The organism is Skermanella sp. TT6, assembly GCF_016653635.2.
GTDB classification, from domain to species: Bacteria; Pseudomonadota; Alphaproteobacteria; order Azospirillales; family Azospirillaceae; genus Skermanella; species Skermanella cutis.
The window spans coordinates 389491-416031 of the sequence record NZ_CP067420.1; the positions used below are offsets into that span (position 1 = coordinate 389491).

A 26541-nucleotide genomic window follows, 5' to 3' on the forward strand; every position below is an offset into this window, starting at 1 on the left:
CAAGGCTCCTCTTCAAGACAGGGCGGTATAGGAACTAACGGTCGCCGGAACAAGACGGCGGAAGGTGACAGGGGCTGAGAATCCCTTCAGCTCGGCCGACTCCACCTCGGAATGCAACGATGTTATCACAGCCGAAACGGCCGGATCGGCGGCCAGGCTCTCGGACAGGATGATGTCGCCGCCCCGGCTCCGCCCTTCGAGGCGCGCGGCCAGATTGACGGTGGAGCCGAAATAATCCAGGCGGCCGTTCAGGGTCACCGCGACGCAGGCGCCGGCATGAAGGCCCATCTTGATCACCAATCCGTCGCGGGGCGCCGTCTGGATGGCGAGCGCCGCGCGGACCGCCTGGCCCGGGTCGGCGAAGGCGGCCATGACCGCGTCGCCGATGGTCTTGACCACGGCGCCGTCATGGTCGCGCACGGCCCTCGCCAGATCCGCGAAATGCTCCCGGACCCTATGGTAGGCGCTGGCGTCGCCGATGCGGTCGTAGAGGGCGGTCGAGCCCTTGAGGTCGGTGAACATCAGGGTGACGGTGCCGATCGCGACCTCGTCGCCGGGGCGCAGCACCTCGTCCGAGAACATGTCGCGGAAGGCCTGGAGGGTCGTCACCTGGTGGGCGGTCAGGGCGTCCGTGATCCAGTCCCGGTCCTCCACCACCAGCGTCAGGGGGCGGTCCGTCCTGTTCTCCAGGCGGAGCAGGCCGGGGGCGGCGGGACGGCCGGGCACGACGGCATCCCCCTCCGCGACCACCAGGGGAAAGCCCTGGCCCGGGGCGGGCAGCCAGTCCAGGTCGGCGCTGCCGCCCGGCTCCAGGGTGCGCAGGCGCAAGGGGCCGGCGGGAAGCGCCGTTTCCAGCGTCCTCTCCTCACCCGGGCGAAGCGTCTGCTGGACATGGACATGCGGCGTGGTCATGGGGCCGGCCAGGCAGTATTCGCCCTCGGTGAGCTGCCGGACCGCCGGCGACGGCTGGAAGGTCAGCTCGACGTTCCGCGCGAAGTCCCTGCCGTAGTCGATGTTGCAGGACGGGCAGTGGGCGCCGCTCGGCAGCCGGTCCAGGCTCGCCGCCACCGCCTTGGCGCCCCGGCAGCGCGGGCACAGCAGGTCCCAGCGGAGCGTCAGCAGGCCGGCCTTGACGGCTCCCAGGCACAGCTCGACCGCTGTCCGGGCCGGTTCGCCCCAGGTCCGCGCGAGGGCCAGGGGCCGGATGCGGGTCAAATCCACCTCCTGCGCGGCCAGCAGATGGTCGGCCAGGCGGCGCGACAGCCCATGGCCGTTGCCGCTCTCCTCCAAGGCCCGGACCATCCCGGCGACCCGTTCCGCGACGGCCGCTTCCGGGGCGGGCGGGACATAGTCGAACGGCTCTGGACGCGATCCCGCGGCATGGTCGGCGGCGGCGCGGATCAGCGCCTCGAAACGCCGGCCGGACCGTTCCAGGAAGCCCAGGCGGACCAGCAGCCAGCCCAGCCAGTTCGCCGGCCGCATCTCCAGGGTGTAGGACACGCGCGAGCCGCCGCGCTCCGGCGTCAGCTCCAGCGTCGGGCTGACGCTTGCGAAGGGGCCGGAGCGGAACAGCCGGACCTGGGTGTATCCCTGGGGCGCCACCCACTGGAACGGCTGCTCCTCCCATTCCAGCGCGATGCGGCCGATCGTGCCGCGGGCGAGGCGCAGCAGGGTGCCGTCCTCCCGGGGGATCTCCTCCACCTGATAACGGGGCAGGCCCATCGCCTCGTTGAAGCGCGGCGTGTCGGCCAGCAGCGGCCACAGCCGCTCGGGCGGCTGGTCGAACCACCATGTCCAGGTGCGCCGCGCCATGTCCGCCATCATCCCGCCCCCGCGCCCTTCCGCCTGCCACAAACTTATTCCGGGGCGCTTCAATTCCCAAGATGCTGCGGCTATGGTCGGTGCGCGTGGAGGATCGACCAAGCAGCCCCCGGAGCCAAAGAAAAAATGAGCGACAACCTGTACGACCTGTTCCAGTCCCGTTTCCCCGCCGATCTCTCAAGTCCCTTCATCGAGACGGATCCCTTCATCAACAAGGACCGGGGCCGGATCTACAGCTATGCCGACCTGCACGAAACCTCCGGCCGCTACGCACGCCTGCTGACCGACCTGGGGGTGCGCAAGGGGGACCGGGTCGCGGTCCAGGTCGAAAAGTCGCCGGAAGCGATCTTCCTCTATCTCGCCTGTCTCCGGGCGGGGGCCGCCTACCTGCCGCTGAATACCGCCTACACCAAGGCGGAAGTGGCCTATTTCGTCGGTGACGCCGAGCCCGCCGTCGTGGTCTGCCGGCCGGAGAGCGAGCCGGTGATCGCCGAGGTCGCGGCCAAGGCCGGCGTCGGCCACGTCCTGACGCTCGGGCAGTCCGGCGACGGATCCCTGCCGGAACGGGCGCGCGGCCTGGATCCAGACTATGCCACGGTCCCGGCGGAGCCGGGCGACCTGGCGGCGATCCTCTATACCTCCGGCACCACCGGGCGGTCCAAGGGCGCCATGATGAGCCACCGCAACCTGGGCTCGAACGCCCAGGCGCTGCACCGGATCTGGGGCTGGAAGCCCGGCGACGTGCTGCTCCACGCCCTGCCGATCTTCCACACCCACGGGCTGTTCGTCGCGACCAACTGCGTCCTGCTGAACGGGTCGGGCATGCTGTTCCTGCCCAGGTTCGACCTGGACCGGGTGGTCGAACTGCTCCCGCGCGCCACCGTCTTCATGGGCGTGCCGACCTTCTACACCCGGCTGCTGTCGGACCCGCGGATGACGCCCGACCTGTGCCGGAGCATGCGGCTGTTCATCTCCGGCTCGGCCCCGCTGCTGGCCGACACCCACCGGGAGTTCCAGGAGCGCACCGGGCATCCGATCCTGGAGCGCTACGGCATGACCGAGACCGGCATGCTGACCTCGAACCCCTTGGACGGCGACCGGGTGCCCGGCACCGTCGGCTTCCCGCTGCCCGGCGTCGAACTGCGCGTGGTGGACGAGAAGACCGGCGAGCCCCTCGGCACCGACGGGATCGGCATCATCGAGGTGAGGGGGCCGAACGTGTTCGGCGGCTACTGGCGCATGCCGGAGAAGACGAGATCCGAGTTCCGCCCGGACGGGTTCTTCATCACCGGCGACGTCGGCAAGATCGACGGCCGCGGCTATGTCCACATCGTCGGCCGGGCCAAGGACCTGATCATCTCCGGCGGGTTCAACGTCTACCCGAAGGAGGTCGAGAGCGTGATCGACGCGATCGACGGCATCGTCGAGTCCGCCGTGGTCGGCGTGCCCCATCCCGACTTCGGGGAGGCCGTGGTCGCGGTGGCGATGCGCCGGCCGGGCCGCGACGACGTGACGGTGGACCGGGTCGCGGCGGTGTGCAAGGAGGAGCTGGCGAACTACAAGGTTCCCAAGCGGATCTTCTTCATCGACGAGCTGCCGCGCAACGCCATGGGCAAGGTCCAGAAGAACCTGCTGCGCGACGAGCACAAGGCTCTGTTCGCTTGAGTCCGCCGAAGGGCCGGGCGCGGAGCCCGGCCCGGTGGAGGCGGCCGTCAGATCGAGTCGAGCACCGCGTCGGCGCTGGAGACCGCGAAGGCGCCGGGCTCCTCGACGTTTACAGACTTCACGATGCCGTCCTCGATCACCATGGCGAAGCGCTTGCTGCGATGGCCCAGGCTGTAGCCCGTGCCGTCCATCTCAAGGCCCAGCGCCTTGGTCAGGGTGCCGTTGCCGTCGGGCAGCATGGTGATCTTGTCGCCGACGTCGGACGACTTGGCCCAGGCGTCCATCACGAAGGGGTCGTTCACCGCCATGCAGACGATCTCGTAGCCCTTGGCCTTGAACTCGTCCGCCCGGTTGACGAAGCCCGGCAGGTGCTTGGCCGAGCAGGTCGGGGTGAAGGCGCCCGGGACCGCGAACAGCACGGCCTTCTTGCCCTTGAACAGGTCGTCGGTGCTGATTTCCTGCATCCCGTTGGATGTCAGGTGCTTGAGCGTGACGGACGGAAACGTGTCGCCGACCTTGATCGTCATTCTGATGGCCCTCCGAGCGTGAATCGTCGGCACAGGTGTAGACCGGTGCGGCGTTGCGTCGCAAGGAGCATTCCTGTCCGCCCGCTCCCGGTCAGCCCGCCCGGTCCAGCGCCGCGAGCACCGCTGCCTCGGTCAGCAGTTCCGGCAGCGCTATGCCCTCGGGCGCGCCGGGGCCGTAGACCATGTTGAACGGGATGCCGTAGCGGCCGTGCTCGGCCAGATAGGCCGCGATCCGGTCGTCCGGCCGGGTCCAGTCCGCCTGCATCGGCACCACGGCCCCGCCGAAAAGCCTCCCGGCGACGGGGTCGCGCGACAGCACCAGCCGCTTGTTGGCCTGGCAGGTGATGCACCAGGTCGCCGTGACGTCCACGAACACGGTTCGCCCGGCGGCCACCTGCTCGGCGATGGCGGCACGGTCGAACGGCACCCACTCGGCGTCGGTCGCCGCAGCCGCCTGCGAGGCCGGACGGTCCAGCGCCATCGGCATCCCGAAGGCGGCCACCGCCAGCAGCGCCGCGGCCACGCCGCCGGCGAACCGGATGCGGCCGGGCAGCCGGCGGCGGACCGCCAGGGCCAGGACGACGGCGACCATCAGCGCGCCGACCGCCAGCGCCGCCGCCGGGCCGATCTGGACCGCCAGGACCGACAGCAGCCAGACGCCGGTCAGGGCCAGCGCCCCGCCCAGCACCCGGCGCAGCGCGACCATCCAGCGGCCGGGCCGGGGCAGGCGGGCGGCGAGCCGGGGGAACGCCGCCACCGCCAGGAAGGGCAGGGCCAGGCCCAGGCCCAGCGCCAGGAAGACGGCGACGATCTCCAGCGGCCCGCGGGCCAGGGCGAACCCCACCGCGGTTCCCAGGAACGGGGCGGAGCAGGGGGTCGCCAGCAAGGTGGCGAGCGCCCCCGTCGCGAAATGGCCGCGCAAGCTCGGGGCGTGCCCGCCGTGCCCCCCCACCGCCGCGTCGGCGATGGCGCGCGGCAGCGGGATCTCGAACAGGCCCCACAGGTTGGCCGCGAAGACCGTGACCAGCACCACCATGAAGACCAGGAACAGCGGCTGCTGGAACTGGATGCCCCAGCCGACCGCGGAACCGGTCAGCTTCAGCGCGACGGCGGCGCCGGCCAGCACCAGGAAGGAGAACAGGATTCCGGCGGCGGACGCCAGGAAGCCGGCCCGGATCTCGCGCGGGGCGCTGCCGCCGTGGCTGACCACCGACAGCAGCTTGAGCGACAGGACCGGCAGCACGCAGGGCATCAGGTTCAGCAGCAGCCCGCCGACCAGGGCGAAGCCCAGCATGGCGGCGAGCCCCGCGGCGTCTCCGGTCTGGCCGGCGCCTGGCGCCTCCACCGTCGCCGCACGCTCCATCGCGCGCAGCCCGTCCACCAGGGTCAGGGTGACCGGCATGCCTTCCAGGGCCGACGGCTCGCCGGTGACCGGCAGCGTGACGGCGATGCGCCGGTCGCCGTCGGCGAAGTCGATCCTCGGGGCGCCGAAGGCCGTGCCGTCTCCGGCCTCGACGAACAGGTCCGGGTCGACGAAAGGGTCGCGCGCCGTCGCCACGACGCGCAGCGACTTGCCCGCCGCCTGCACGCTCTCGATCGACAGGCCGGAGGCGGCACCGTCGCCGGGTACCCGGGAGGCGAAGCGGGCGATCAGGTTGGCGTCGGCACCGGCCGAGCTTGCCGGCCCCTCCGGGAGCGCCAGGGTCAGGTCCAGGCGCTGGGGCACGCAGATGTCGCTGCACACCAGCAGGTCGACCGACGCGCGGAGGTCCAGCGCTTGCCCGGGTGCCGCCGGCCGGGCGGCTATGGGGAACACCACTTCCCCGTCGTAGCCGAAGGTCTCGATCCCGAACAGGGTGAAGCGGTGGGGCGCCGGCCAGCGCATCTCCGTCCCCGCCAGGTTGGCGCTGCCGTCCCAGGCGAGCTGCGGCGGCAGGCCGGCATCGCCGGGCGAACGCCAATAGGTCTTCCAGCCCGGCTTCATCTTCAGGTGCAGGCCGAGCGGGATGCTGTCGAGCGAACCGGCGCCGTCCACGGCGGCGACCAGCCTTCCCTCCACGGTTTCGGTTTGCTGCCACGGGCCGGAGGCGCCCAGGGCCGGCAGGCAGGCGGAGAGCAGGGCCGCGAGCAGTACGAGCAATCCGGCGGCGACGCTGGAGAGGGTGCTTCTGCTGATCATGGCGCTTGGATTTTGTGTCTCATGGGTCGGCATTATAGGTGGCAAGCGGTCGCAGGTGCTGTCACACTTTCATGAGGCCCGTTGATCCGGTGCGATCAGCCACCACATTCGGAGCTTGAGGCAGACGGAACGGCACGAATGACTGACGCAACGCGGAAGCCCCAATACCTGACCGGTCAGCTGCTGATCGCCATGCCGGCCATGCCGGACCAGCGGTTCCAGCGGTCGGTCATCTATATCTGTGCCCATAATCCGGACGGCGCCATGGGCTTGGTGATAAACAAGCTCTTCGGCTCGATCACGTTCCCGGACCTGCTGGAGCAACTCGGCATAGATACGCCGGGTCATGCGACCAACATGCGGGTGCATTTCGGAGGTCCGGTCGAGTCGGGCCGCGGCTTCGTGCTGCATTCGACCGATTTCGTCCGTGAAGGCACCATGACGGTGGACGACGACGTGGCGCTGACCGCCACGGTGGACATCCTGCGCGCCATCGCCGACGGGCGCGGGCCGAAGCACGCGATGCTGGCGCTGGGCTATGCCGGCTGGGGGCCGGGGCAGCTGGACGCCGAGATGCAGGCCAACGGCTGGCTGAACGCGCCGGCCGACGACGGCCTGCTGTACGACCGCGACCTGGATACCAAGTGGGAGCGCGCCATCGCCAAGCTGGGCGTCAGCCTGTCCATGCTGTCGGGTGAAGCCGGACACGCCTGAGATTTCGACGGAAACGCAGGCCGGCCAAAGCCTTCCTATTTTACTTGTCCACAGATGAACGCAGATGGACACAGATACTCATTTCTTATCTGTGTCCATCTGCGTTCATCTGTGGACACAAAACTGAAAAAGCCGCCCCTCGCAGGGCGGCTTTTCTCGTTCCCGTATCCCGTCGCCCGTTATTCGCGCATGGCGCGGACGAAGGTGTCCCGCATCGGCTGGATCAGGTAGGAGAGCAGCGTACGCTCGCCCTTCTTGATCACCACCTCGGCCGGCATGCCGGGGATGATGTTCAGGCCTGAGATGCTTTCCTTGCTCTTCTCGTCCACCAGCACGCGTACGTTGAAGTACGGCATGTTGGTCTTCGGATCGACCAGCCGGTCGGCCGAGACGGTCTTGAGCTGGCCGTGGATCATCGGCGTGGTGCGCTGGTTGAAGGCCGGGAAGCGGATCTCCGCCTCCATGCCGACCTGGAGTCCGTCGATGTCGGCCGGACGGATCTGGGCGTCCACGACCAGCTGGTCGTTCTGCGGCACGATGTCCATGATGCGGCCGCCCGGGCCGATGACGCCGTCCACCGTGTGGAACGCCATGTCCACCACGACGCCGCTCTCCGGCGCGCGCACCTCCATGCGGCCCAGCTCGGCCGTCGTGGCGTGCAGGCGCTCGGCCGATTCGAACAGCCGGGCCTGGGTCGTGCGCAGGTCGGTCTCGACCTGTTCCAGGAAGGTCTTCTGGGCCTGGGTGATCTGAAGCTCGGCCTCGCCGATCTGCTGGCGGACGCTGGCGATGCGCGACAGGATCTCGCCGCGCTCGGCGGTCAGCGCCTCGACCTCGCGTTCGTACTGCAGGACCTTGTTGGCCGGCGCGTTGCCGCGCTCGGCCAGTTCGCGCAGGCCGTTCAGCTCCTTGTCGAGCAGGGCGCTCTGGCGCAGCTTGGCCTTTTCCTGGATCTCCATGCCGGAGATCTGCTCCAGCGACTGGGCGATGCGGTTGCGCAGGATCGAGGTCTGGCCGGTCAGGCTCTGGCGGCGGGCCTCGAAGATCCGCTTCTGGCCGGCCATGGTCTCGGCCAGGTCGCGTTCGGTCCTGGACCGCTCGACCAGGTCGGCCGGGAAGCGGATCTCTTCCAGACCGTCCCGTTCGGCCAGCATCCGGGCCTCCTCGGCCTTCGCCAGGTCGACCTGGGCGCGCAGCATCTGGGCCAGCGAACGGGTCTGGGTCGGATCGAGGCGGACCAGCACGTCGCCGGCCTGGACCTTCTGGCCGTCCCGCACCAGTATGTCCTGGATGATTCCGCCCTGCAGGTGCTGTACCGACTTGCGGTAGCTGTCCACCACGACCGTGCCGCTGGCAATCGCGGCGGTGCTCAGCGGGGCCAGCGCCGACCAGGCGGCAAGGCTGCCGAAGCCGGCCAGGATCACCAGCCAGCCGGCGGTGATCGTGCCGTTGTAGGAGGTCGGGAAATTGGGCTTGGCCTTGGCGCCGCGGTCGCCGGCGGGCTTCGCGGGCAGGAGGCCGGGGTTGGTCTCGATCAGACTGGTCATGTCAGGAAGCCTGCTGGGCGGTCAGGCCCGGCTGGGCCGGGGTGGAAGCGGACGCCACGACGGGGCGGGTGAAGCGGGACAGGACCTCGTTCCGGTTGCCGAACATCCGGACGCCGCCGTCGGCCAGCACCAGGATCTGGTCGGTGGCGCTCAGGATGCTGGGCCGGTGGGAGATGATGATCACCGTCGTGCCGGCGCGCTTCAGCTCCGAGATGGCATGGACCAGGGCGGACTCGCCCTCGTCGTCCAGGTTGGAGTTCGGCTCGTCCAGGATCACCATCGCCGGGCCGCCATAGACCGCGCGGGCCAGGCCGATGCGCTGGCGCTGGCCGCCGGACAGTGCGCAGCCGCCGGTGCCGATCGGGGTGTCGTAGCCCTGGGGCAGCCGCAGGATCATGTCGTGGACGCCGGCCCGCCGGGCGGCGGCGACGATCGCCTCGCTGTCCAGCTCGCCGAACCGGGCGATGTTCTCGGACACCGAGCCGTCGAACAGCTCGACGTCCTGGGGCAGGTACCCCATGAAGGTGCCGCGCCGCTCCGGGTCCCAATTGTGCAGGTCGGCGCCGTCGATCCGCACCGTGCCGGCATAGGGCCGCCACGCGCCGACCAGCAGCCGGGCGAGGGTGGACTTGCCGGCGCCGCTCGGGCCGATCACGCCCAGCACCTGGCCGGCGGCCAGGTCGAAGCTGACCCGCGACAGGGTCGGCGCCGAGCCGCCGGGGGGGACCACGACGACCGTCTCCACCTTCAGGTCGCCGACCGGGCGGGGCAGCTCGGTGCGCGGCACCGCCTTGGGGATGCGGCTCAGCAGCTCGTTCAGGCGGCGATAGGCGATGCGGGCGCCGACGAACTGCTTCCAGGTGCCGATCGCCTGCTCGACCGGGGCCAGGGCGCGGCCCATCAGGATCGAGGCGGCGATGATCACGCCCGGCGAGATCTGCTCGTGGATCGCCAGCCAGGCGCCGCCGCCCAGGATCGCGGTCTGCAGCAGCAGCCGCAGATACTTGGTCAGGCCCATGATGACGCCGGCGCGGTCGCTGGCGATAGCCTGGAGACGCAGGATCTCCTCGCGCCGCCCCGCCCACCGGCGGCGGAAATTGCCGAACATGCCCATCGCCTCGAGCACCTCGGCGTTGCGCATGCTGCTCTCGATGGCGCCCGCCGCCACGACCGCATTGCGGTTGGCTTCCTCCAGCGGCTTCTTGGTCACCGCCTCGTTGACGATGGCCAGGGCGAACAGGAGGATGCCGCCGACCAGCGCGATCAGGCCCAGGACGGGATGGAAGATGAAAATGACCGCCAGGATCAGCGGCGTCCACGGCGCGTCGAAGAAAGCGAAGATGCCCGAGCCGGTCAGGAACTGGCGGACCGTGTCGAAGTCGCGGCTGGCCTGCGCGGGATTGCTGCCGACCCGGTGCAGGCTGGCCTGGAACTGGGCGGACAGGATCCGTTCGCTCATCTCCTGGTCGAGCCGGCCGCCGACGCGGACCAGCACGCGGGAGCGGACCACCTCCAGCAGGGCCATCACGCCCAGCAGGCCGACCGTGATCAGGGTCAGCATCAGCAGGGTCGCCTCGCTGCGGCTGTGCAACACCCGGTCGTAAACCTGCATCATGTACATGGGCGACACGAGCATCAACAGGTTGATGAACGCGCTGAACGCCGCAGTCATGACGAAGGCATTGCGGCAGGTGGCGAGGGCCGCCCTCACTTCCGATTTCTTTTCAGTCATCCCGTCAGGCTTCATAAGTTGATAGGGCGCATGCTGGAAATCCACGAGTTGCCTGTGGAAAACATACGGCCGCCAGGAGGCTTTCTGCCGCCAGGAGTACATGATTCAGCGTTAAAGAGTCATTAAGCCTCTGCTATCCGCTTCTGTAACATTTGTGGAAAGGTCGATGAAACAATTATGAGGCGCTGCAATATAAGACATTTCCGCGCTGCGTCACGACCAGTGACAATAACGGATTGTTCTCCAAACGCGGTTTTTTTGTAACTATGTAAAAGGTTCCCAGCGCTGCCCGTTCGGGCGATACCAGCGTCCGCAAAGTTACTTCGCAAACCCGATTTCTCCTTTCGGGACAATGCGGTACGTCAAAAGGTTTGCCCATTTTATGCACAAGAACGAGTGTCCGGCGGTCAACCGGTGCTATCCTCCGCGCCAAGAACTCATTCTGCGGACCTCGGTCAATGCGCGCTTTTTCATGAAAATTTATAGAATTCCTTCAAAAAGGCGCTTTCGGACAGAAAACCGGGTAGGGGGCTATTCAATATGATCCGCGTTTTCAACATGTTCGTTCCGACCTCTTTCCTTTTCCTGGCGCTTGCCGACGCGGGTGTTCTGGCAAGCGCCATGATCCTGTGTCTCAGCCTCAGCTATGCAACACTGGACATAGTTCTCACCAACCAGGAGGGACATCTTCATCAAACCATCGTGTTCACGGCGATGACGATACCGTGCCTTTTCATGATGGGACTGTACGAGCGGAAATACCTGCTGACGATCAAGGTGCTTTATCTGCGCATATTGATCGGGCTCGGCCTCTCGTTCCTGTGCCTGATGACGATCTTCTACGTGGTCCCCGGCAGCAGGATCTGGATGAGCGCGCTGTTCCCGGCGCTGGCCCTGGCTTCGGTGGGATTGCTCGGGAACCGTGCGGTGGTGACCCGCATCGCCAGCATCCAGTCCCTGAAGAACCGGGTGCTGGTACTGGGCACCGGGCCGCAGGCGCAGCGGATCGAGCGGGCGGAGCGGGAGCTCCGGCCGGCCAACTTCATCGTGCTGGGCTTCGCGCCGGTCGAGCCGTGCGCCACCTGCGTCACCGAGAGCCGGGTGGTGCGGGCCAACGACCTGCTGTCCCTGTGCGAGACGCTGAACGCCGACGAGGTGGTGGTGGCGCTGGAGCACCCGGAACAGAGCGTCCCGCGCGAGACGCTGCTCCAGTTCCGCCTCAGGGGCATCCGCATCCTCGACACCGCGACCTTCTTCGAGCGGGAGTTCGGCCAGCTCGAGATCGACCGCCCCTATCCGAACTGGCTGCTGTTCTCCAACGGCAGCACCATGGGCCGGTTCGAGACGGCGGTGAAGCGGACGTTCGACATCACGGTCAGCCTGGGTTTCCTGCTGTTCGCTCTGCCGCTGCTGTGCTTCACGGCGCTAGCGGTCAAGCTGGAGGACGGGGGGCCCATCTTCTACCGGCAGGAGCGGGTCGGCCTGAACGGGCGCAAGTTCTCGGTCATCAAGTTCCGCAGCATGCGCGTCGACGCGGAGAAGGATGGCGTCGCCCGCTGGGCGTCGGTCGACGACCCTCGGGTGACCTTCATCGGCGGCATCATCCGCAAGATCCGGATCGACGAGATCCCGCAGATCTTCAACGTGCTGAGCGGCGAGATGAGCTTCGTCGGCCCCCGGCCGGAGCGTCCCAGCATCGTCAACGACCTGATCAAGGACATGTCCTGCTATCCCTACCGGCACATCGTCAAGCCGGGGATCACCGGATGGGCCCAGGTCAACTACCCCTACGGCGCGTCGATCGCCGACGCGCGCGAGAAGCTGAAGTTCGACCTCTACTACGTCAAGAACTGCAGCCTGATGCTCGACCTGATCATCCTGCTCCAGACCGTCCGCGTGGTGATCTGGCCCCAGGGCGTGCGCTGACGGGGGCCCCGCCGGGGCGCGACGGCGCTGGCGTCACTCCAGGACGTCGTCCTGCAGGTTCTGCAGGATCTCGGCCGCGTCCTCGTCGCCCCGCTCGACGGCGGCCTCCAGCAGGTCCACGATCGTGACCTCGTCCGGCGGGTCCTGATCGGTCATGTAGAGCACCGCGAGGCGGGTCATGGCCGAGGCCTCGCCTCCGTCGGCGGCGATCCGGTAGAAGCGCTTGGCGGCGTCGCGGTCGACCGCCTGGCCCAGCATTCCCTGGTCATAGGCGAGGCCGACATTGAAGGCGGCCTTGGCGTTGCCGTACTCCGCCGCCAGCAGGTAATGGCCGAAGCCGGCATCGGGATCGGCCGACACGCCGGCGCCCCGGATATAGCAGTCGCCGATCATGCCGTGGGCCAGCCCGGACAGGGTATGCTCCGGGTGCTCGGGGTCGTCGGTCTGGTCGGCGGCGTCTTGGAGCAGGGCCAGCGCCCGCTCGGGGTCCGTCTCCCCCATGGCGGGGTCGAGCAGCATGGCGGCGCGGTTGATCAGCGCCGACGGCTCGGCCGACATCTCGATCAGGGCGTCCAGCACTGCGGCGATCCGCTCGTGGTCCGGCTCCGGATCCTGCACCAGCAGGCTGGCGAGCAGCTTGGCGGCGTTGGTGTAGCGTCCGGCGGCGACGCAGTCCTCCGCCGCTTCATAGACACGTTGAAGATGGGCCGATCCGAGCATCAGGGTTCCAGGACAGTGGGGACAGCCCCTTATGTGGGGACTGGGTCGGCGGAGCGGGAGGGGCGCCGGCGCGTGCGTCAGGTCGCCGCCGCCAGCGCGTCGACGTCGCCGCCGGCGATGGCGGGGATGTTGCGGGTGATCCGTTCCGCGTCCCAGTCCCACCAGCGCAGCCGAAGCAGCCGTTCGACGTCCCGCGGGCCGTAGCGCATGCGGACGATCCGCGCCGGGTTTCCGGCGACCACCGCGTAGGGCGGCACGTCCCGCGTCACCACCGCCCGCGCGGCGACGATCGCGCCGTCGCCGATGGTGACGCCGGGCAGGATCGTGCTCTTCCAGCCGGTCCAGACGTCGTTGCCGACCACGGTGTCGCCGCGGCCCGGGAAGTCGGCCTCGCCCTCGAAGCGCCCGGCCCAGGCGCCCCCGAAGATCAGGAAGGGATAGGTGGACGGCGCCGCGGTCCGGTGGTTGCCGCCGTTCATCAGGAACGCGGTTCCCGTCGCCAGGGCGCAGAACCGGCCGATCCGGAGCCGGTCGCCGGTGAACTCGTAATGGTACAGCACGTTCCGGAGGAAGGCTTCCGGCCCCTCCGGGTCGTCGTAATAGGTGTAGGCGCCGATCTCCACGCTGGGCGGGAGCGGCAGGTTGCGCACGAACATCACCCGGGGATGGTCCGCCAGGGGGTGCAGGGCATCGGGGTCGGGACCGAAGCGCGGATCGTGCCGCCGCCCGCCTGTCATCGGCGCCGCCTCCTCAGGCGAGGCCCAGGACCGCCCGGGCGCCGGGCGAGAGCTGGACCGCGAGATAGGCCGCATAGCATCCCAGGAGCGCCGCCCCCTCCCAGCGGTTGACGCGCCAGCCGGTGACGGCGAAGACCACCAGCAGCCCGGCGGTCGCGAGCATCACCCAGATGTCGAAGCCGGCGATCTCGGGCGGGATCGAGATCGGCGTGACGACGGCGGTGACGCCGGCGATGCCCAGGATATTGAAGATGTTGCTGCCGATGATGTTGCCGAAGGCGACGTCGGTCTGCTTCCGGATCGCGGCCATGACCGAGGTCACCAGCTCCGGCAGCGAGGTGCCGATCGCCACCAGGGTCAGGCCGATGACCGCCTCCGACAGTCCGGCGGCCCGGGCGATCACAAGGGCCGCGTCGACCAGCAGGCTCGCCCCGTATACGACCCCGGCGATGCCGCCCACGATGAACAGGCCGCCCAGGCCGAACCCCATGGTGCGCGGCGGCAGGTCGGCCACGCTGTCGGCCTCGGCGGCATGCACCGTGGCGGACGGGCTCCCGTCGTCCCGTTCCGTGAAATAGGTGTAGACGGTGTAGGCGGCGAGCAGCATCAGGAAGACGATGCCGACCCAGCGGGCGAGCGACCCGGCCAGGACCGCCGCCACCAGCAGCACGCTGACGCCGATCAGCACCGGCCCGTCGCGCCGGAAAGCCTCCTTGGTGGTGGCCATCGGCAGGATCACCGCCGAGACGCCCAGGATCAGCAGGATGTTCGCGATGTTGCTGCCGACCACGTTGCCGATCGCAACCCCCGGCGCGCCGATCAGGGCCGCCTGGAGGCTGGTGACCAGTTCCGGGGTGGAGGTGCCGAAGCCGACCAGCGTCAGCCCGATCAGCATGGGCGAGACGCCCAGCCGCTGCGCCACCGCCACGCTGCCCCTGACCAGGGCCTCGCCCCCGGCCACCAGGAGCACAAGGCCGAGCAGAAGTTGAAGGATCGTCATGGCGGGGTCTCTCGCGGGCCGTGGAGTTCCGCCAAGGGTCTGACGCGAAGGTGCCCCGCGGTCAAAGGGAAAATTCGGGGGGTGTCCCGCCCAGCCGCTCCAGCGCCCAGCGGGCGGCGTCGCGCACCAGGTCCGAGGCGTCGCGTGTCAGCGGCTCCACGACGGCGGAAAAGGCGGGATCGCCGCTGTTGCCCAGCGCTGTCAGCACGTTGCGGACGAACCGGTCGCGGCCGATCCGCTTGATCGGGGAGCCGGCGAAGACCTGTCGGAACCCGGCATCGTCCAGTTGCGCCAGATCGGCCAGCCGGGGCGCCGTCAGTTCCGCGCGCGGCAGGAAGGCCGCCTCCCGCGTGCGGCGGGCGAACTTGTTCCAGGGGCAGGCGGCCAAGCAGTCGTCGCAGCCGTAGATCCGGTTGCCCATCAGGGGGCGCAGCTCCTCCGGGATCGGTCCCTTGTGCTCGATCGTCAGGTAGGAGACGCAGCGCCGCGCGTCGAGCCGATAGGGTTCCGGGAACGCCGCCGTGGGGCAGGCGTCCTGGCAGCGCCGGCAGGAGCCGCAGATATCCTTGCCCGGCGGGTCCGGCGGCAGGTCCAGGGCGGTATAGACCTCGCCCAGGAACAGCCAGGAGCCATGCTCGCGCGACACCAGGTTGGTGTGCTTGCCCTGCCAGCCCAGCCCGGCCCGTTCCGCCAGGGGCTTCTCCATGACCGGGGCGGTATCGACGAAGACCTTGACCTCCGCCGCGAATTCCCGGTGGACCCACTGGGCGAGCGCCTTGAGCCGGGACTTGACCACGTCGTGGTAGTCGCGCCCGCGCGCGTAGACCGAGACGACGCCGCGGTCGGCATGCTCCAGCAACCCCCGCGGGTCCTCGTGCGGCGCGTAGGACATTCCGAGCGCGATGACGGTGCGGGCATCCGGCCACAGCACCTGCGGGTCGCCCCGGCGGTCGGCCTTCTCGACCATCCAGCCCATGTCGCCGTGCATGCCCCGGGCCAGGAACTCGCCCAGCCGCTCGCGGGCCTCGTCTCCCAGCCGGGCGGGGGCGAACCCGACCGCGTCGAAGCCGAGACCCAGCGCCCGATCGCGGATCGCCTCCCGGATCCCATCGGATGTCTTCCGCCTGGGTTCAGCCACGGCCACGGTAGGGGGCCACGCCCTGGTCCGGGATCCAGACGCCGTCCGGAACCGGCCCGGTCTGGTAGAACACGTCGATCGGGATGCCGCCGCGCGGGTACCAATAGCCGCCGATGCGCAGCCAGGAAGGACTCAGCTCCGCCTCCAGCCGCTTGGCGATGCCCACAGTGCAGGCCTCGTGGAAGGCGCCGTGGTTGCGGAACGAGGTCAGGAACAGCTTCAGCGACTTGCTCTCGACCAGCCAGTCGCCCGGAACATAGTCGATCACCAGGTGGGCGAAGTCGGGCTGGCCGGTGATCGGGCATAGGGAGGTGAACTCGGGGGCGGCGAAGCGCACCAGATAGGCCGTGCCGGGGTGCGGGTTCGGCACGCGCTCCAGCACCGCCTCCTCGGGCGAGGCCGGCTGGGCGGTGCTGCCGCCGAGCTGGGTCAGGCCGTCATAGATCGACTGGGACACTCGAACTCTCCTCGGGAACAGGGGGTGCGGCCACGGGGCCGGCGAGCGGGTCGGGAACCGCGGGCAGGTCGCCGAGCGCCAGCCCGGCCTCCAGCTCGGCCGCGCGCCGCTCGAAGCAGCCTTCCTCGATGGCGCGCCGCAGCTCCGCCATCAGGTCCTGGTAATAGGTCAGGTTGTGCCAGGTCAGCAGCATCGGCCCCAGCATCTCGCCGGCCCTGAACAGGTGGTGCAGGTAGCCGCGGGTATAGTCGCGGCAGGCGGGGCAGCGGCACTCCTCGTCCAGCGGGCGGGTGTCGTGGGCATGGCGCGCGTTCCGCATGTTCAGCACGCCGCGCCGGACGAAGGCCTGCCCCGTGCGGCCCGACCGCGTCGGCATCACGCAGTCGAACATGTCGATCCCGCGCCGGACCGCGCCGATCAGGTCGCTCGGCCGGCCGACGCCCATCAGGTAGCGCGGCCGGTCCGCCGGCATCAGCGGCGTCGTGAAATCCAGCACGTCGAACATCATTTGCTGGCCCTCGCCGACCGCCAGCCCGCCGACCGCGTAGCCGTCGAACCCGATGCCGGTCAGCGCCTCCACCGATTCCGCCCGCAGGTCGGGGTAGACGCCGCCCTGCACGATGCCGAACAGCCCGTAGCCCGGCCGCTCCACGAAGGCGTCGCGCGAGCGCCGGGCCCAGCGCATGCTGAGCCTCATCGACTTCTCCGCCACTTCATGGGTGGCGGGGAAGGGCGTGCATTCGTCCAGGCACATGGTCACGTTGCTGTCCAGCAGGTGCTGGATCCGCATGGACCGTTCCGGCGTCAGGCGGTGGCGCCGCCCGTCCAGGTGCGATTTGAAGGTGACGCCGTCCTCGTCCAGGGTCCGCAGGTCGGACAGCGACATCACCTGGAAGCCGCCGGAGTCGGTCAGGATCGGGCCGTTCCAGTTCATGAACCTGTGCAGCCCGCCGAACTGGGCCACCCGCTCCGCCGTCGGGCGCAGCATCAGGTGGTAGGTGTTGCCCAGCAGGATCTGCGCGCCGGTCTCCCTCACCGATCCGGGCAGCATGCCCTTGACCGTGCCGACCGTGCCGACCGGCATGAAGGCCGGGGTCTCGACCGCGCCGTGGGCGGTCGTCAGGCGGCCGCGCCGGGCGGCGCCCTCGGTCTTCAGGAGTTCGAAACCCAAACCCAAACCCATGGGGGCGGTCATTCCCGGGGTGCCCTTTCCAGCAGCGAGGTGTCGCCGTAGGAATAGAACCGGTACCCCGAGGCGATGGCATGGGCGTAGGCGGCGCGCATGCGGTCCAGCCCGGCGAAGGCCGAGACCAGCATGAACAGCGTCGAGCGGGGGAGATGGAAATTGGTCAGCAGCAGGTCCACGATCTTGAAGCGGTATCCGGGGGTGATGAAGATGTCGGTGTCGCCGCTGAACGGCGCAAGCGTTCCGTCCTCGGCCGCGGCACTTTCCAGCAGCCGGAGCGACGTGGTGCCGACCGCGACGACCCGCCCGCCGGCCCGCCTGGCCTCCGCGACGGCCTCCGCCGTCTCCCGTCCGATCTCGCCCCATTCGGCATGCATGCGGTGGTCGCGGATGTCCTCGACCTTGACCGGCAGGAAGGTGCCGGCCCCGACATGGAGCGTCACCGGAACCCGGCGGATGCCGCGTTCGTCCAGCCGCGCCAGCAGGTCGGGCGTGAAATGCAGTCCGGCGGTCGGGGCGGCGACGGCGCCCTCCCGGGCGGCGAAGACCGTCTGGTAGTCCTGGCGATCCTCCGCCGCCTCGCCCTCGGGCCGGCGGATATAGGGGGGCAGGGGCATCACGCCGTGGCGGTGCAGCGCCGCCATCAGGTCCGACCCGGCGACCGAGAAGCGCAGCTCGACGTCGCCGCCCTCGCGCTTGTCCCGCACCTCCGCCGACAGGTCGGGCGCGAAGGCGATGGCATCGCCGACGCGCAGCCGCTTGCCCGGCTTGGCGAAGGCGTGCCAGGTATCGGCGCCCTCCCGCTTGTGCAGGGTCACCTCGACGCGGACCTCTCCGCGCCGGCCGGAAAGCCGCGCCGGGATCACCCGCGTGTCGTTGTAGACCAGCAGGTCGCCGGGGTTCAGCAGGCCGGGCAGGTCGCGCACGATATGGTCGGTGAAGGCGTCGCCGCCGCCGGACCGGCCGACATGGAGCAGGCGCGCGGCGTCGCGCGGGCGCGCCGGCTGGTCGGCGATCCGGTCGGGCGGCAGATCGAAATCGAAATCGGCGGTTCTCATGGGGAGCGCCCATATAGTCGATCGGAGGCCGAAGGGAAAGCCCAATGATACCGTCGGCGTTGACTCGCGCGGCGGCAATCGGCATAGGGCGCGTTTTGCCGCTTCCCCGGAACGACCATGTCCAGATCGCCGAGCCCCGGCTATTCGTCCAGCTTTCTTCTGATCGTCGCCCTGTTCGTGACCTGCCTGATCGTCTCGAACGTCGCGGCGGTCAAGCTGATCATGGTCGGCGGGCTTGTCCTTCCGGCCGCCGTCCTGATCTTCCCCGTAAGCTACATCATCGGCGACGTCCTGACGGAGGTCTACGGCCTGGACGCCGCCCGGCGGGTGATCTGGCTGGGTTTCCTGTGCAACATCCTGGCGGTCGCGGCCTTCGCGCTGGCGCTGGCCCTGCCCGCGGCCCCCTTCTGGCACGACCAGGCGGCGTTCGAGGCGATCCTGGGCGCCACGCCGCGCCTGCTGCTGGCGTCCTTCGCGGCCTATCTGGCGGGAGAGTTCGTCAACGCCTACGTCCTGGCCTGGCTGAAGGGCCTGACCGGCGGCCGGCTGCTGTGGGTCCGCACCATCGGCTCGACCCTGGTCGGGCAGTTCCTGGACTCCGCCGTCTTCATGACCGTCGCCTTCGCAGGCGTGCTGCCGGCCGAGGCGCTGGTCGGCGCCGCCGTCACCCAGTGGCTGGTCAAGTCGGGCTTCGAGGCGCTCGCGACGCCGTTGACGTATCTGGTCGTCGGATACCTGAACAGGACCGAGGGCCGGGCCGGGGGCAGGACAGGCCGGGTGCCGGCCTGATCAGCGCAGCCGGACCGGCAGGGTGGTGGTCATCGCGAGGCTTTCCGGCGAACTGGCGGCGAGGCTGCCGTTCGGCCGCGCCGACAGGATGACGTAGCGGCGGGACTGCCCCCGGTCGATCCTGGCCGCGATGTCCTCCCTCCCATTTCCGGAGAAGCTGCCCGAAGCCAGGATCGTCATGGACCAGGAATTGTCCGCCGACGAGAACCTGAGATTCTCCTCGTCGACGACGAAACGGGGACGGAACGGGGACTCGTCGTCCTTGGCCGACAGGGGCGGGCGGAACTCCGCCGGGAGGGTCCCTATGTCCAGGCGCTCGGCGATCGTTCCCGCCAGATGGGAGAGCGGCGCCAGATAGGTGACGGGCTGCCGCGCCTGCCGGAGCAGGAAGAGCAACGGGCAGTTCCGGTAGGTGTCGAGCACCTCGTCGGGCTCCCCGGGTGCCGCGCGCACGCCCTGGTCCAGCAGTTTCATGTAGTCGGAGCAGTTGCTGACGGTGCGGGTGCCCTGCGGCGTGGACGCGGTGAAGACCGCGCGCGTCTCGGTCACGGACGTCCCGTACTCCGTCAAGGCGACGCGCAACGCCGGATCGAAGATGGCGGCCTTCGGCAGGGGATCGTTGCGCGGGATCAGCGCCCCCCAGATCAGGTGGAACCCGATCGCCACCGCCAGTCCCGCCGCGGCGATGCCCGCCAGGAACAGGAAGGTCCGGGTTTCGTCCGATCTTTCCGGGCCGTTCATGAACATTCCGATGCCGCTTCCACCCTGCCGCCACCATTTGGGCCGCCGCGGCCCGGACTGCAACCGCCTTGCTGCCATGATGGCATAAGAAGCTTTGGGCATGCACGGTTTTTGGACGGGCTCTTGCGGTACAGGCGATGTCGCTTCCGTCGCGTCCAGGGCAGGCAAGACGATACAAAAATCTTCCTTTCATCAGCTGATGCACTATGATCACTGCGCATTCAATGCCTTAAGATTGTGACGTTGACGATTCAAGGCGTATTAATAGACTTATATGTATGTAACCATAGAAAAAGTTGCATATCGGAATTTGGAATAACGGCCGTGGAAATCCTGGGGACTCCCATCACGCGTTATCAATATGCGCGAAATGAGGCTTACCGCGAAGCTGAAATGCGCATTCAATCCTTGCTTGCCGCTATCTCACCATCCCCTGTCCCTGTGCCAGTCCAGCTTACTGAAATTGATGGAATTGCTCTTGAGGCTTGGTCTCAAACTTGGCGAAGTCATCCAGATCGGCGGTTTGACTGGAATTGGCCGGAAGAAAGGAAAGCTTGGCAGAACGCCTTGGACCGTTTCGAAGTGGCCATCTGGAGTGGAACGGTTCTATGCGGCTTGGCTATCGGCAAGCCTTCGAAAGGACGAGAGCATCTCTCCGTCCATGTACTTGAGGGAGCCCCGAACCCTGTACACCCGCTCAAGTCCGCAGTAAGGTTCTGTGTAGTGGAGGCGGCCCTCACCTATGCGCGGGCGATCAGTTGCAGGAAGCTTCGGGTAATGCGCCCTGTCGAAGGAGCCATACCGCTTTACATGGAAATGGGTTTCTCACTGTCGGGCTCGCCGAAAGGTGGCTCATATTGTTGGCTGGAGGTTTAGGTGTTGCCTCTTCAGTTTCGTTTCGCGGCGACCCTGCCGCTCGCGAAGGAGGTCTCGGCCTCTGCGGTCCCCATCGCGCCTACGGGAGCGGAAGTGCTCGACCGGCTGCGCTCCCATCGGGGACTTGTCGACCGGCTCTCGCCGGAATCTCTCGCGCGCCTTCGCGACGGCGCTGTTGATCATGAACCGGAGGCGGACGGTGTGCCCTTGCACAGCACGCTGATGGCTGAAAAATAGATAAGGTTCCGCCGTCCGCGCCGCTGGAACAGCGCATTCGCGGTGTGGAGCTTTCCCCCGCCCCGGTGGACTCCCGCACCCGGCCGGCCTAGGTTAGCTCTTCCGGACCCAGCCGCATCAGGCCAGCCTTCATGAGCGTCACCGACACGACCCGCTTCACCCGTGCCAGAAAGCTGGGGGAGCGGGAGACCATCCGTTCCCTGCTGCCCTATCTCTGGCCGAGCGGCGAGACCGAGCTTCGGGTCCGCGTCGTCGCCGCGATGGCCTGCCTGATCGTCGCCAAGCTGGCGAACGTCTATGTCCCGATCCTCTACAAGCACGCGGTCGACGCGCTGGGCGCCACGGGGGCCGCGGCGGTGGCGCTGCCGGTCGGGCTGATCCTGGCCTACGGCCTCGCCCGGGTGCTGGCCCTGGCCTTCGGCGAACTGCGCGACGCGATCTTCGCCAAGGTGGCCCAGCGGTCGATCCGGTCGGTGGCGCTCAACGTCTTCCGGCACCTGCACGCGCTGTCGCTGCGCTTCCACCTGGAACGCCAGACCGGCGGGCTGTCGCGCTCGATCGAGCGGGGCACCCGGGCGATCCAGACGCTGCTGTCCTTCATGCTGTTCAACATCCTGCCGACCCTGCTGGAGATCCTGCTGGTCTGCGCGATCCTGTGGAGCATGTTCGACGTCTGGTTCGCGCTGGCGACCTTCCTGACCGTCGTCGCCTACATCGCCTACACCCTGGTCATCACCGAGTGGCGGATGAAGTTCCGCCGCGAGATGAACGAGATGGACAACCAGGCCAACACCAAGGCGATCGACAGCCTGCTCAACTACGAGACGGTCAAGTATTTCGGCAACGAGGACCACGAGGCCCGCCGCTACGACGGCGCGCTCCGCTCCTACGAGAGTGCCGCGGTGCGCAGCCAGACCAGCCTGTCCCTGCTGAACATCGGCCAGGCGGCGATCATCTCGGTCGGGCTGACCATCGTGATGTACATGGCGGCGAGCGGCATCATGGCCGGGACCATGACGCTGGGCGACTTCGTGCTGGTCAATACCTACCTGCTCCAGCTCTACCAGCCGCTCAACTTCTTCGGCTTCGTCTACCGCGAGATCAAGCAGAGCCTCGCCGACATGGAGAAGATGTTCGAACTGCTCGACATCGACCGGGAGGTCGCCGACGCGCCCGACGCCCGGCCCCTGTCGGTGGACGGCGCCACCGTCGCGTTCGAGGGGGTGGAGTTCGGCTACGATTCCCGGCGCCCGATCCTGAAGGGCGTATCGCTGGCGGTGCCGGCCGGCCGCACCGTCGCGATCGTCGGCCCCAGCGGCGCCGGCAAGTCCACGATCAGCCGGCTGCTGTTCCGGTTCTACGACCCGGGCGCCGGCCGCATCCTGATCGACGGGCAGGACATCGCGACGGTGACCCAGGCGTCGCTGCGCGCCGCCATCGGCATCGTCCCCCAGGATACCGTGCTGTTCAACGACACGATCTTCTACAACATCGCCTACGGGCGCCCCGGCGCCACGGCGGAGGAGGTCGAGCAGGCCGCCCGCCTGGCCCATATCCACGATTTCATCACCCGGCTGCCCGACGGCTACAAGACCATGGTCGGCGAACGCGGGCTGAAGCTGTCGGGCGGGGAGAAGCAGCGGGTCGCGATCGCCCGGACCATCCTGAAGCGGCCCGCGATCCTGCTGTTCGACGAGGCGACCTCGGCGCTCGACACCCATACCGAGCGCGAGATCCAGGCCAACCTGCGCGAGGTCAGCCGGGGCCGCACCACCCTGGTGATCGCGCACCGGCTGTCCACCGTGATCGACGCCGACGAGATCATCGTCCTGGAGGACGGCCGCATCGTCGAGCGCGGGCGCCATGCCGACCTGCTGGCCCGCGGCGGCGCCTATGCCGCCATGTGGACCCGCCAGCAGGAAGCGGCCGGGGAAAAGGCGATCGAGCGCATGCCGGTGACCTATTGAAAAGGTCGCGGACTCCGCCCAGCGTCAAGTTGCCCCGTTCGGAAGTACCGATTTCGTCGTGCGTACCGACTCTTCATAATGTAACCTTGCTTGATGGTTGAAACAGTGCCTTCCCATACCCGGATTTCTGGATTGCCCGTTCCGCCCACTGCCGAAGACGTTGTGCGGCGCATGAGGGAGGCTACGTGGCCGGTGCATGAGCGGCTGCATCTCCACCCCGTCCTGCGCCCGCTCACGCAGCGCCGCCCGACGCCGGAAGGCTATCTGGGCGCGGTTCGCGCGCTGTACGGCTTCGTCATCCCGATGGAGCCGCTGCTCGGCGCCGAAGCCCGGGGCCGGACCGCCCGTTCCCCGCTGCTCGCCGCCGACCTGCGAAGCCTCGCGGAGGACGGCGGCGGGCAGCCGGGCCGGGACCGGCCGGAGCCGCCGCTCGCCGGGGACCTGCCGCGCCCCGCCACGGCGGCGGCGCGGCTCGGCTGCCGCTGGGTGCTGGACGGGTCTGCCCACGGGGGCCGGGCGATGCTGCCCCATCTTCAGCGCAGCCTCGGCGTCGGCCCGGACCGGGGTGCTGCCTATTTCGCCTCCGCCGGTATCGACCTGGAGGCTGAACGCGGGTCGCTCAAGGTGCTGCTGGACCGTTTCGTCACTACGGAAGACACCCGCCGAGAAGCGGTCGAGGCGGCGGGAGCGACGTTCGCCGCGCTCGAACGCTGGCTCGACCAGCTTCGCGAGCCCAGCCGGATAGCCGACCATGACCGACCAAGCCCCGATCGCGACCCCGGCGCCTGAAACGCCGTCGCTCAGCGATTGCGCCCGGGAGCCGATCCATATCCCCGGCGCGATCCAGGCGCACGGCACGCTGCTGGTACTCGAGGAGCCGGACCTGACGGTCACCCACGCGGCCGCCAACCTCGCCAGGTACCTGGGCGTTCCCCCGGAGGAGGTGCTGGGCGTCCCGCTGGAGCGGAGCTGCCCGGCCGGCGCCGCGGCGCTGCGCGCGGCCCTCGCGCAGGCGGCCGGCGGCGCCGATCCGGCGGTCCGCTTCGATTTCGAGCCCCCCGCAGGCCGACCGGCGCTGGAGGCCCGCTTCCATCGCCACGACGGCCGCGCCCTGCTCGAGCTCGAACCGCCCGGCGAGGACGGCCCCCGCGAGGGCGTCCCGGGCGGAACCGCGACGGCGGATCTGGCCGGCTTCATCGAACGCCTCGAAGGCTGCGCCACCCGCTACGACATCGCCCGCTGGACGGCCGACCTGGTCTCGCGGTCCACCGGGTTCGACCGGGTCATGGTGTACCGCTTCCTGCCGGACTGGAGCGGCGACGTCATCGCCGAGGTCAGGCACGCCAGCGAGCCGGCTTATCTCGGCCTCCATTTCCCGGCTAGCGACATCCCGGCCCAGGCGCGGGAGCTCTACCGCGTCAACCTGCTGCGCGCCATCGCCGACGTCCACGGCGAAGTGGTGCCGCTGGTCGCCGATGCCGCCGGGCGCGACCCGGCCCGGCCGGTCGACCTGGGCCGCAGCACCCTGCGGGCGGTCTCGCCGATCCATCTGGAATATCTGCGGAACATGGGCGTCGGCGCAACCCTGGTCGCCTCGCTCATGGTCGGGGGACGGCTGTGGGGCTTGATCGCCTGCCACCACCCGACCGGGCGGAGGTGCCGCGCCGGAACGCACGACCTGCTCTCGCGCATCGCCCTGATCGCCGCGGGCGCGTTGGAACGCAGCATCGCCGCCGACATCGCCCAGGCCCGGCGGCGCACCGAAGCCCGGCTGGCGGCGCTCGACGGCGTCTTCGAAGCCGGGCGCGACAGCGTCGCGGCGCTGCTGTGCGGCGACCGCGGCCTGCGCGACCTTGGCATGGCGGACGGCGTGGCCCTCTATGTGGACGGGGCCGTCGCCGCGTTCGGCCGCACGCCGGACACCCACGAGATCCGCCACCTGGTCGAGCACCATGGCGGCGGCGCCGTGACCGCCACCGACTGCCTGCACGAGCTGGAGCCGCAGTCGAGCGCCTTCGACGAGACGGTCGCCGGGATGCTCATGGTCGAACTCTCGGCGCAGCCGCGGCTGGTGGCCCTGGCTTTCCGGCGCGAGGTGATCCAGGAGATCTTCTGGGGCGGCGACCCGCTGAAGGCGGCCTCCGCCGAGGATGGCCGGCTCAGCCCGCGCAAGAGCTTCGAGCGCTGGCGCCAGACCGTCACGGACCGCTGCCCGCCCTGGTCGCCCGAGGTGGTGGACGGCTGGGGGGAACTCCCCGGGCGGCTGGCCGCGGCGGCGGGCGGCACGGCCCGGCTGGCGGACCGGCTCGCGGGCGACATCCGGCGTTTCCATGCCTGGACCCGGTTCGACGAGCCCGCGGTCCACGGCCTGATCGACGTGCTCCCGGGGGCGGTCCTGGTGTCGCTCCGGGCTGCCGGGGAGTCGGTCTTCCACGCCTTCACCATGAACCGGGAGTTCCAGCGGATCTTCGACATCGTCCCGGACGAGGTCGCCGGGCGCCGGATCGACGACGTGCTGAGCCTGCTCGGCGTGTCGCCGGCGATCCGCGCCATGGTTCCCGGCGCCAGCGCGGAGACGACCCTGACCGCGCCCGGCACCGGCGAGCGCACCGTCTCGATCAGCCGGCGGTCGCTGCTCAAGGTCGATACCGAGGACGACGGCACCGCCCTGTCGGCCTGGGTCTTCCAGGACATCACGAGCCACCGCCGGACGGAGGAGGCGCTGCGCACCGCGCGCGACCAGGCGCTGGTCGCCAACCGCTCCAAGTCGGCCTTCCTGGCGAACATGAGCCATGAGCTGCGCACGCCGCTCAACGCGATCATCGGCTTCTCCGAACTGCTGGCGGACGAGCTGTTCGGGCCGCTCGGCGACGCCAAGTACAAGGAATACGTCAACGACATCCGCCATGCCGGCGAGCACCTGCTGTCGCTGATCAGCGACCTCCTCGACATCTCCAAGATCGAGGCCGGGCGGCGCACGATCAACGAGGACCTGATCGATCTCGGCGCGCTGGTGACGCGGTGCTGCTCCATGGTCTCCGACCTGGCGCGCCGGGGCGACGTCCTGCTCGACCGGCAGATCCCGGCGACGGCGCCCAACCTCCATGCCGATGCCCGGGCGGTGCGGCAGATCGTCGTCAACCTGCTGTCCAACGCCGTGAAGTTCACGCCCGCCGGCGGCACGGTCACCTGCCGCACCCTGGCCCTGAAGGACGGCGGCGTCGCGATCGAGGTCCGGGATACCGGCATCGGCATCGCGGAGGAGCACCTCTCCCGGGTGCTGGAACCGTTCTACCAGGTGGACAACAGCCTGACCCGCCAGGTCGGCGGCACCGGCCTGGGGCTGTCGCTGGTCAACGCGATCGCCAACCTGCACCAGGGCCGGCTGATCCTGGAAAGCAAGGTGGGCTGCGGGACCACGGCGCGGGTGGAGTTCCCGCCCTGGCGCACCGTCCCCGCCCGGGACGGCGCTTCGCGGACCCTGCATGGGGTCGAGCAGGTTCCGGCCGCTTGAGCGCCGCCGG

20 protein-coding genes are annotated in these 26541 nt (G+C 69.0%); 7 read left to right on the top strand and 13 right to left on the bottom strand.

Going from position 1 to position 26541, the window contains the following annotated elements:
• Window positions 1-12: 12 nt before the first annotated feature.
• On the bottom strand, window positions 13-1812 hold the full coding sequence (locus tag IGS68_RS01840) for an adenylate/guanylate cyclase domain-containing protein (RefSeq protein WP_201076876.1): 1800 nt from the start codon (window positions 1810-1812) through the stop codon (window positions 13-15).
• Between the two features lie 135 nt (window positions 1813-1947).
• Here IGS68_RS01840 and IGS68_RS01845 point away from each other — a divergent pair, with 135 nt between their 5' ends.
• Entirely contained in the window at window positions 1948-3486 is a 1539-nt protein-coding gene (locus IGS68_RS01845) for a malonate--CoA ligase (RefSeq protein ID WP_201076878.1), read from the top strand.
• A gap of 47 nt (window positions 3487-3533) precedes the next feature.
• Here the strand turns inward: IGS68_RS01845 and IGS68_RS01850 are convergent, their stop codons facing one another.
• Together IGS68_RS01850 and IGS68_RS01855 are read right to left on the bottom strand one after the other, a co-directional pair.
• On the bottom strand, window positions 3534-4013 hold the full coding sequence (locus IGS68_RS01850; protein WP_201076880.1) for a peroxiredoxin: 480 nt from the start codon (window positions 4011-4013) through the stop codon (window positions 3534-3536).
• A 91-nt stretch (window positions 4014-4104) separates the two neighbouring features.
• Window positions 4105-6192, bottom strand: coding sequence for a protein-disulfide reductase DsbD family protein (locus IGS68_RS01855; protein ID WP_201076882.1), 2088 nt, complete (start codon window positions 6190-6192; stop codon window positions 4105-4107).
• Between the two features lie 138 nt (window positions 6193-6330).
• On the opposite strand from IGS68_RS01855, the gene IGS68_RS01860 reads away from it, so the two are divergent.
• Window positions 6331-6906, top strand: a complete 576-nt coding sequence (locus IGS68_RS01860; RefSeq protein WP_201076884.1) for a YqgE/AlgH family protein — start codon at window positions 6331-6333, stop codon at window positions 6904-6906.
• Window positions 6907-7085: 179 nt separating this feature from the next.
• On the opposite strand, the gene IGS68_RS01865 is transcribed toward IGS68_RS01860, so the two are convergent.
• Together IGS68_RS01865 and IGS68_RS01870 are read right to left on the bottom strand one after the other, a co-directional pair.
• Entirely contained in the window at window positions 7086-8453 is a 1368-nt protein-coding gene (locus tag IGS68_RS01865) for an HlyD family type I secretion periplasmic adaptor subunit (RefSeq protein WP_201076886.1), read from the bottom strand.
• A 1-nt stretch (window position 8454) separates the two neighbouring features.
• Window positions 8455-10185, bottom strand: a complete 1731-nt coding sequence (locus IGS68_RS01870; protein ID WP_247881129.1) for a type I secretion system permease/ATPase — start codon at window positions 10183-10185, stop codon at window positions 8455-8457.
• A 540-nt stretch (window positions 10186-10725) separates the two neighbouring features.
• On the opposite strand from IGS68_RS01870, the gene IGS68_RS01875 reads away from it, so the two are divergent.
• Entirely contained in the window at window positions 10726-12111 is a 1386-nt protein-coding gene (locus tag IGS68_RS01875; protein ID WP_201076890.1) for a TIGR03013 family XrtA/PEP-CTERM system glycosyltransferase, read from the top strand.
• Window positions 12112-12144: 33 nt separating this feature from the next.
• On the opposite strand, the gene IGS68_RS01880 is transcribed toward IGS68_RS01875, so the two are convergent.
• The 7 genes from IGS68_RS01880 to queA form a co-directional block, all read right to left on the bottom strand.
• Window positions 12145-12831 (bottom strand): tetratricopeptide repeat protein, encoded by a 687-nt coding sequence (locus tag IGS68_RS01880; RefSeq protein WP_201076892.1) that lies wholly within the window; start codon window positions 12829-12831, stop codon window positions 12145-12147.
• A gap of 77 nt (window positions 12832-12908) precedes the next feature.
• On the bottom strand, window positions 12909-13568 hold the full coding sequence (locus IGS68_RS36115; RefSeq protein ID WP_201076894.1) for a CatB-related O-acetyltransferase: 660 nt from the start codon (window positions 13566-13568) through the stop codon (window positions 12909-12911).
• Between the two features lie 13 nt (window positions 13569-13581).
• The gene (locus tag IGS68_RS01890) at window positions 13582-14568 is read right to left on the bottom strand and encodes a calcium/sodium antiporter (RefSeq protein ID WP_201076896.1); all 987 of its coding nucleotides are present in this window, start codon (window positions 14566-14568) and stop codon (window positions 13582-13584) included.
• 61 nt (window positions 14569-14629) lie between these two features.
• Window positions 14630-15712 (bottom strand): tRNA epoxyqueuosine(34) reductase QueG, encoded by a 1083-nt coding sequence (queG, locus tag IGS68_RS01895; protein ID WP_371821875.1) that lies wholly within the window; start codon window positions 15710-15712, stop codon window positions 14630-14632.
• Window positions 15699-16151, bottom strand: coding sequence for a preQ(1) synthase (gene queF / locus IGS68_RS01900; protein WP_459559360.1), 453 nt, complete (start codon window positions 16149-16151; stop codon window positions 15699-15701). The genes queG and queF overlap by 14 nt, the downstream gene beginning before the upstream one ends.
• The gene (tgt, locus tag IGS68_RS01905) at window positions 16144-17346 is read right to left on the bottom strand and encodes a tRNA guanosine(34) transglycosylase Tgt (protein WP_201076902.1); all 1203 of its coding nucleotides are present in this window, start codon (window positions 17344-17346) and stop codon (window positions 16144-16146) included. Before tgt ends, queF begins: the two co-directional genes overlap by 8 nt.
• Window positions 17347-17354: 8 nt before the next feature.
• The gene (gene queA / locus IGS68_RS01910) at window positions 17355-18407 is read right to left on the bottom strand and encodes a tRNA preQ1(34) S-adenosylmethionine ribosyltransferase-isomerase QueA (protein WP_201076904.1); all 1053 of its coding nucleotides are present in this window, start codon (window positions 18405-18407) and stop codon (window positions 17355-17357) included.
• A 117-nt stretch (window positions 18408-18524) separates the two neighbouring features.
• Here queA and IGS68_RS01915 point away from each other — a divergent pair, with 117 nt between their 5' ends.
• Window positions 18525-19196 (top strand): queuosine precursor transporter, encoded by a 672-nt coding sequence (locus IGS68_RS01915; protein ID WP_201076906.1) that lies wholly within the window; start codon window positions 18525-18527, stop codon window positions 19194-19196.
• On the opposite strand, the gene IGS68_RS01920 is transcribed toward IGS68_RS01915, so the two are convergent.
• Window positions 19197-19943 carry a hypothetical protein gene (locus tag IGS68_RS01920; RefSeq protein WP_201076908.1) on the bottom strand — a complete coding sequence of 249 codons (747 nt, stop codon included), beginning with the start codon at window positions 19941-19943 and terminating at the stop codon, window positions 19197-19199.
• 1238 nt (window positions 19944-21181) lie between these two features.
• Here IGS68_RS01920 and IGS68_RS01925 point away from each other — a divergent pair.
• From IGS68_RS01925 to IGS68_RS01935, 3 genes are all read left to right on the top strand, one after another.
• Window positions 21182-23017, top strand: a complete 1836-nt coding sequence (locus IGS68_RS01925; RefSeq protein WP_201076910.1) for an ABCB family ABC transporter ATP-binding protein/permease — start codon at window positions 21182-21184, stop codon at window positions 23015-23017.
• Window positions 23018-23209: 192 nt separating this feature from the next.
• Window positions 23210-23806 (top strand): biliverdin-producing heme oxygenase, encoded by a 597-nt coding sequence (locus IGS68_RS01930; protein WP_201076912.1) that lies wholly within the window; start codon window positions 23210-23212, stop codon window positions 23804-23806.
• Window positions 23769-26531 carry an ATP-binding protein gene (locus IGS68_RS01935; RefSeq protein WP_201076918.1) on the top strand — a complete coding sequence of 921 codons (2763 nt, stop codon included), beginning with the start codon at window positions 23769-23771 and terminating at the stop codon, window positions 26529-26531. The genes IGS68_RS01930 and IGS68_RS01935 overlap by 38 nt, the downstream gene beginning before the upstream one ends.
• The last annotated feature ends 10 nt before the right edge of the window (window positions 26532-26541 follow it).

What these genes read in the sequence shown, in the direction of transcription:
- IGS68_RS01840 (WP_201076876.1), bottom strand. Translation starts at nt 1,812, where the DNA reads ATGGCGCGGCGCACCTGGACATGGTGGTTCGACCAGCCGCCCGAGCGG.
- IGS68_RS01845 (WP_201076878.1), top strand. Translation starts at nt 1,948, where the DNA reads ATGAGCGACAACCTGTACGACCTGTTCCAGTCCCGTTTCCCCGCCGAT.
- IGS68_RS01850 (WP_201076880.1), bottom strand. Translation starts at nt 4,013, where the DNA reads ATGACGATCAAGGTCGGCGACACGTTTCCGTCCGTCACGCTCAAGCAC.
- IGS68_RS01855 (WP_201076882.1), bottom strand. Translation starts at nt 6,192, where the DNA reads ATGATCAGCAGAAGCACCCTCTCCAGCGTCGCCGCCGGATTGCTCGTA.
- IGS68_RS01860 (WP_201076884.1), top strand. Translation starts at nt 6,331, where the DNA reads ATGACTGACGCAACGCGGAAGCCCCAATACCTGACCGGTCAGCTGCTG.
- IGS68_RS01865 (WP_201076886.1), bottom strand. Translation starts at nt 8,453, where the DNA reads ATGACCAGTCTGATCGAGACCAACCCCGGCCTCCTGCCCGCGAAGCCC.
- IGS68_RS01870 (WP_247881129.1), bottom strand. Translation starts at nt 10,185, where the DNA reads ATGACTGAAAAGAAATCGGAAGTGAGGGCGGCCCTCGCCACCTGCCGC.
- IGS68_RS01875 (WP_201076890.1), top strand. Translation starts at nt 10,726, where the DNA reads ATGATCCGCGTTTTCAACATGTTCGTTCCGACCTCTTTCCTTTTCCTG.
- IGS68_RS01880 (WP_201076892.1), bottom strand. Translation starts at nt 12,831, where the DNA reads ATGCTCGGATCGGCCCATCTTCAACGTGTCTATGAAGCGGCGGAGGAC.
- IGS68_RS36115 (WP_201076894.1), bottom strand. Translation starts at nt 13,568, where the DNA reads ATGACAGGCGGGCGGCGGCACGATCCGCGCTTCGGTCCCGACCCCGAT.
- IGS68_RS01890 (WP_201076896.1), bottom strand. Translation starts at nt 14,568, where the DNA reads ATGACGATCCTTCAACTTCTGCTCGGCCTTGTGCTCCTGGTGGCCGGG.
- tgt (WP_201076902.1), bottom strand. Translation starts at nt 17,346, where the DNA reads ATGGGTTTGGGTTTGGGTTTCGAACTCCTGAAGACCGAGGGCGCCGCC.
- queA (WP_201076904.1), bottom strand. Translation starts at nt 18,407, where the DNA reads ATGAGAACCGCCGATTTCGATTTCGATCTGCCGCCCGACCGGATCGCC.
- IGS68_RS01915 (WP_201076906.1), top strand. Translation starts at nt 18,525, where the DNA reads ATGTCCAGATCGCCGAGCCCCGGCTATTCGTCCAGCTTTCTTCTGATC.
- IGS68_RS01920 (WP_201076908.1), bottom strand. Translation starts at nt 19,943, where the DNA reads ATGTTCATGAACGGCCCGGAAAGATCGGACGAAACCCGGACCTTCCTG.
- IGS68_RS01925 (WP_201076910.1), top strand. Translation starts at nt 21,182, where the DNA reads ATGAGCGTCACCGACACGACCCGCTTCACCCGTGCCAGAAAGCTGGGG.
- IGS68_RS01935 (WP_201076918.1), top strand. Translation starts at nt 23,769, where the DNA reads ATGACCGACCAAGCCCCGATCGCGACCCCGGCGCCTGAAACGCCGTCG.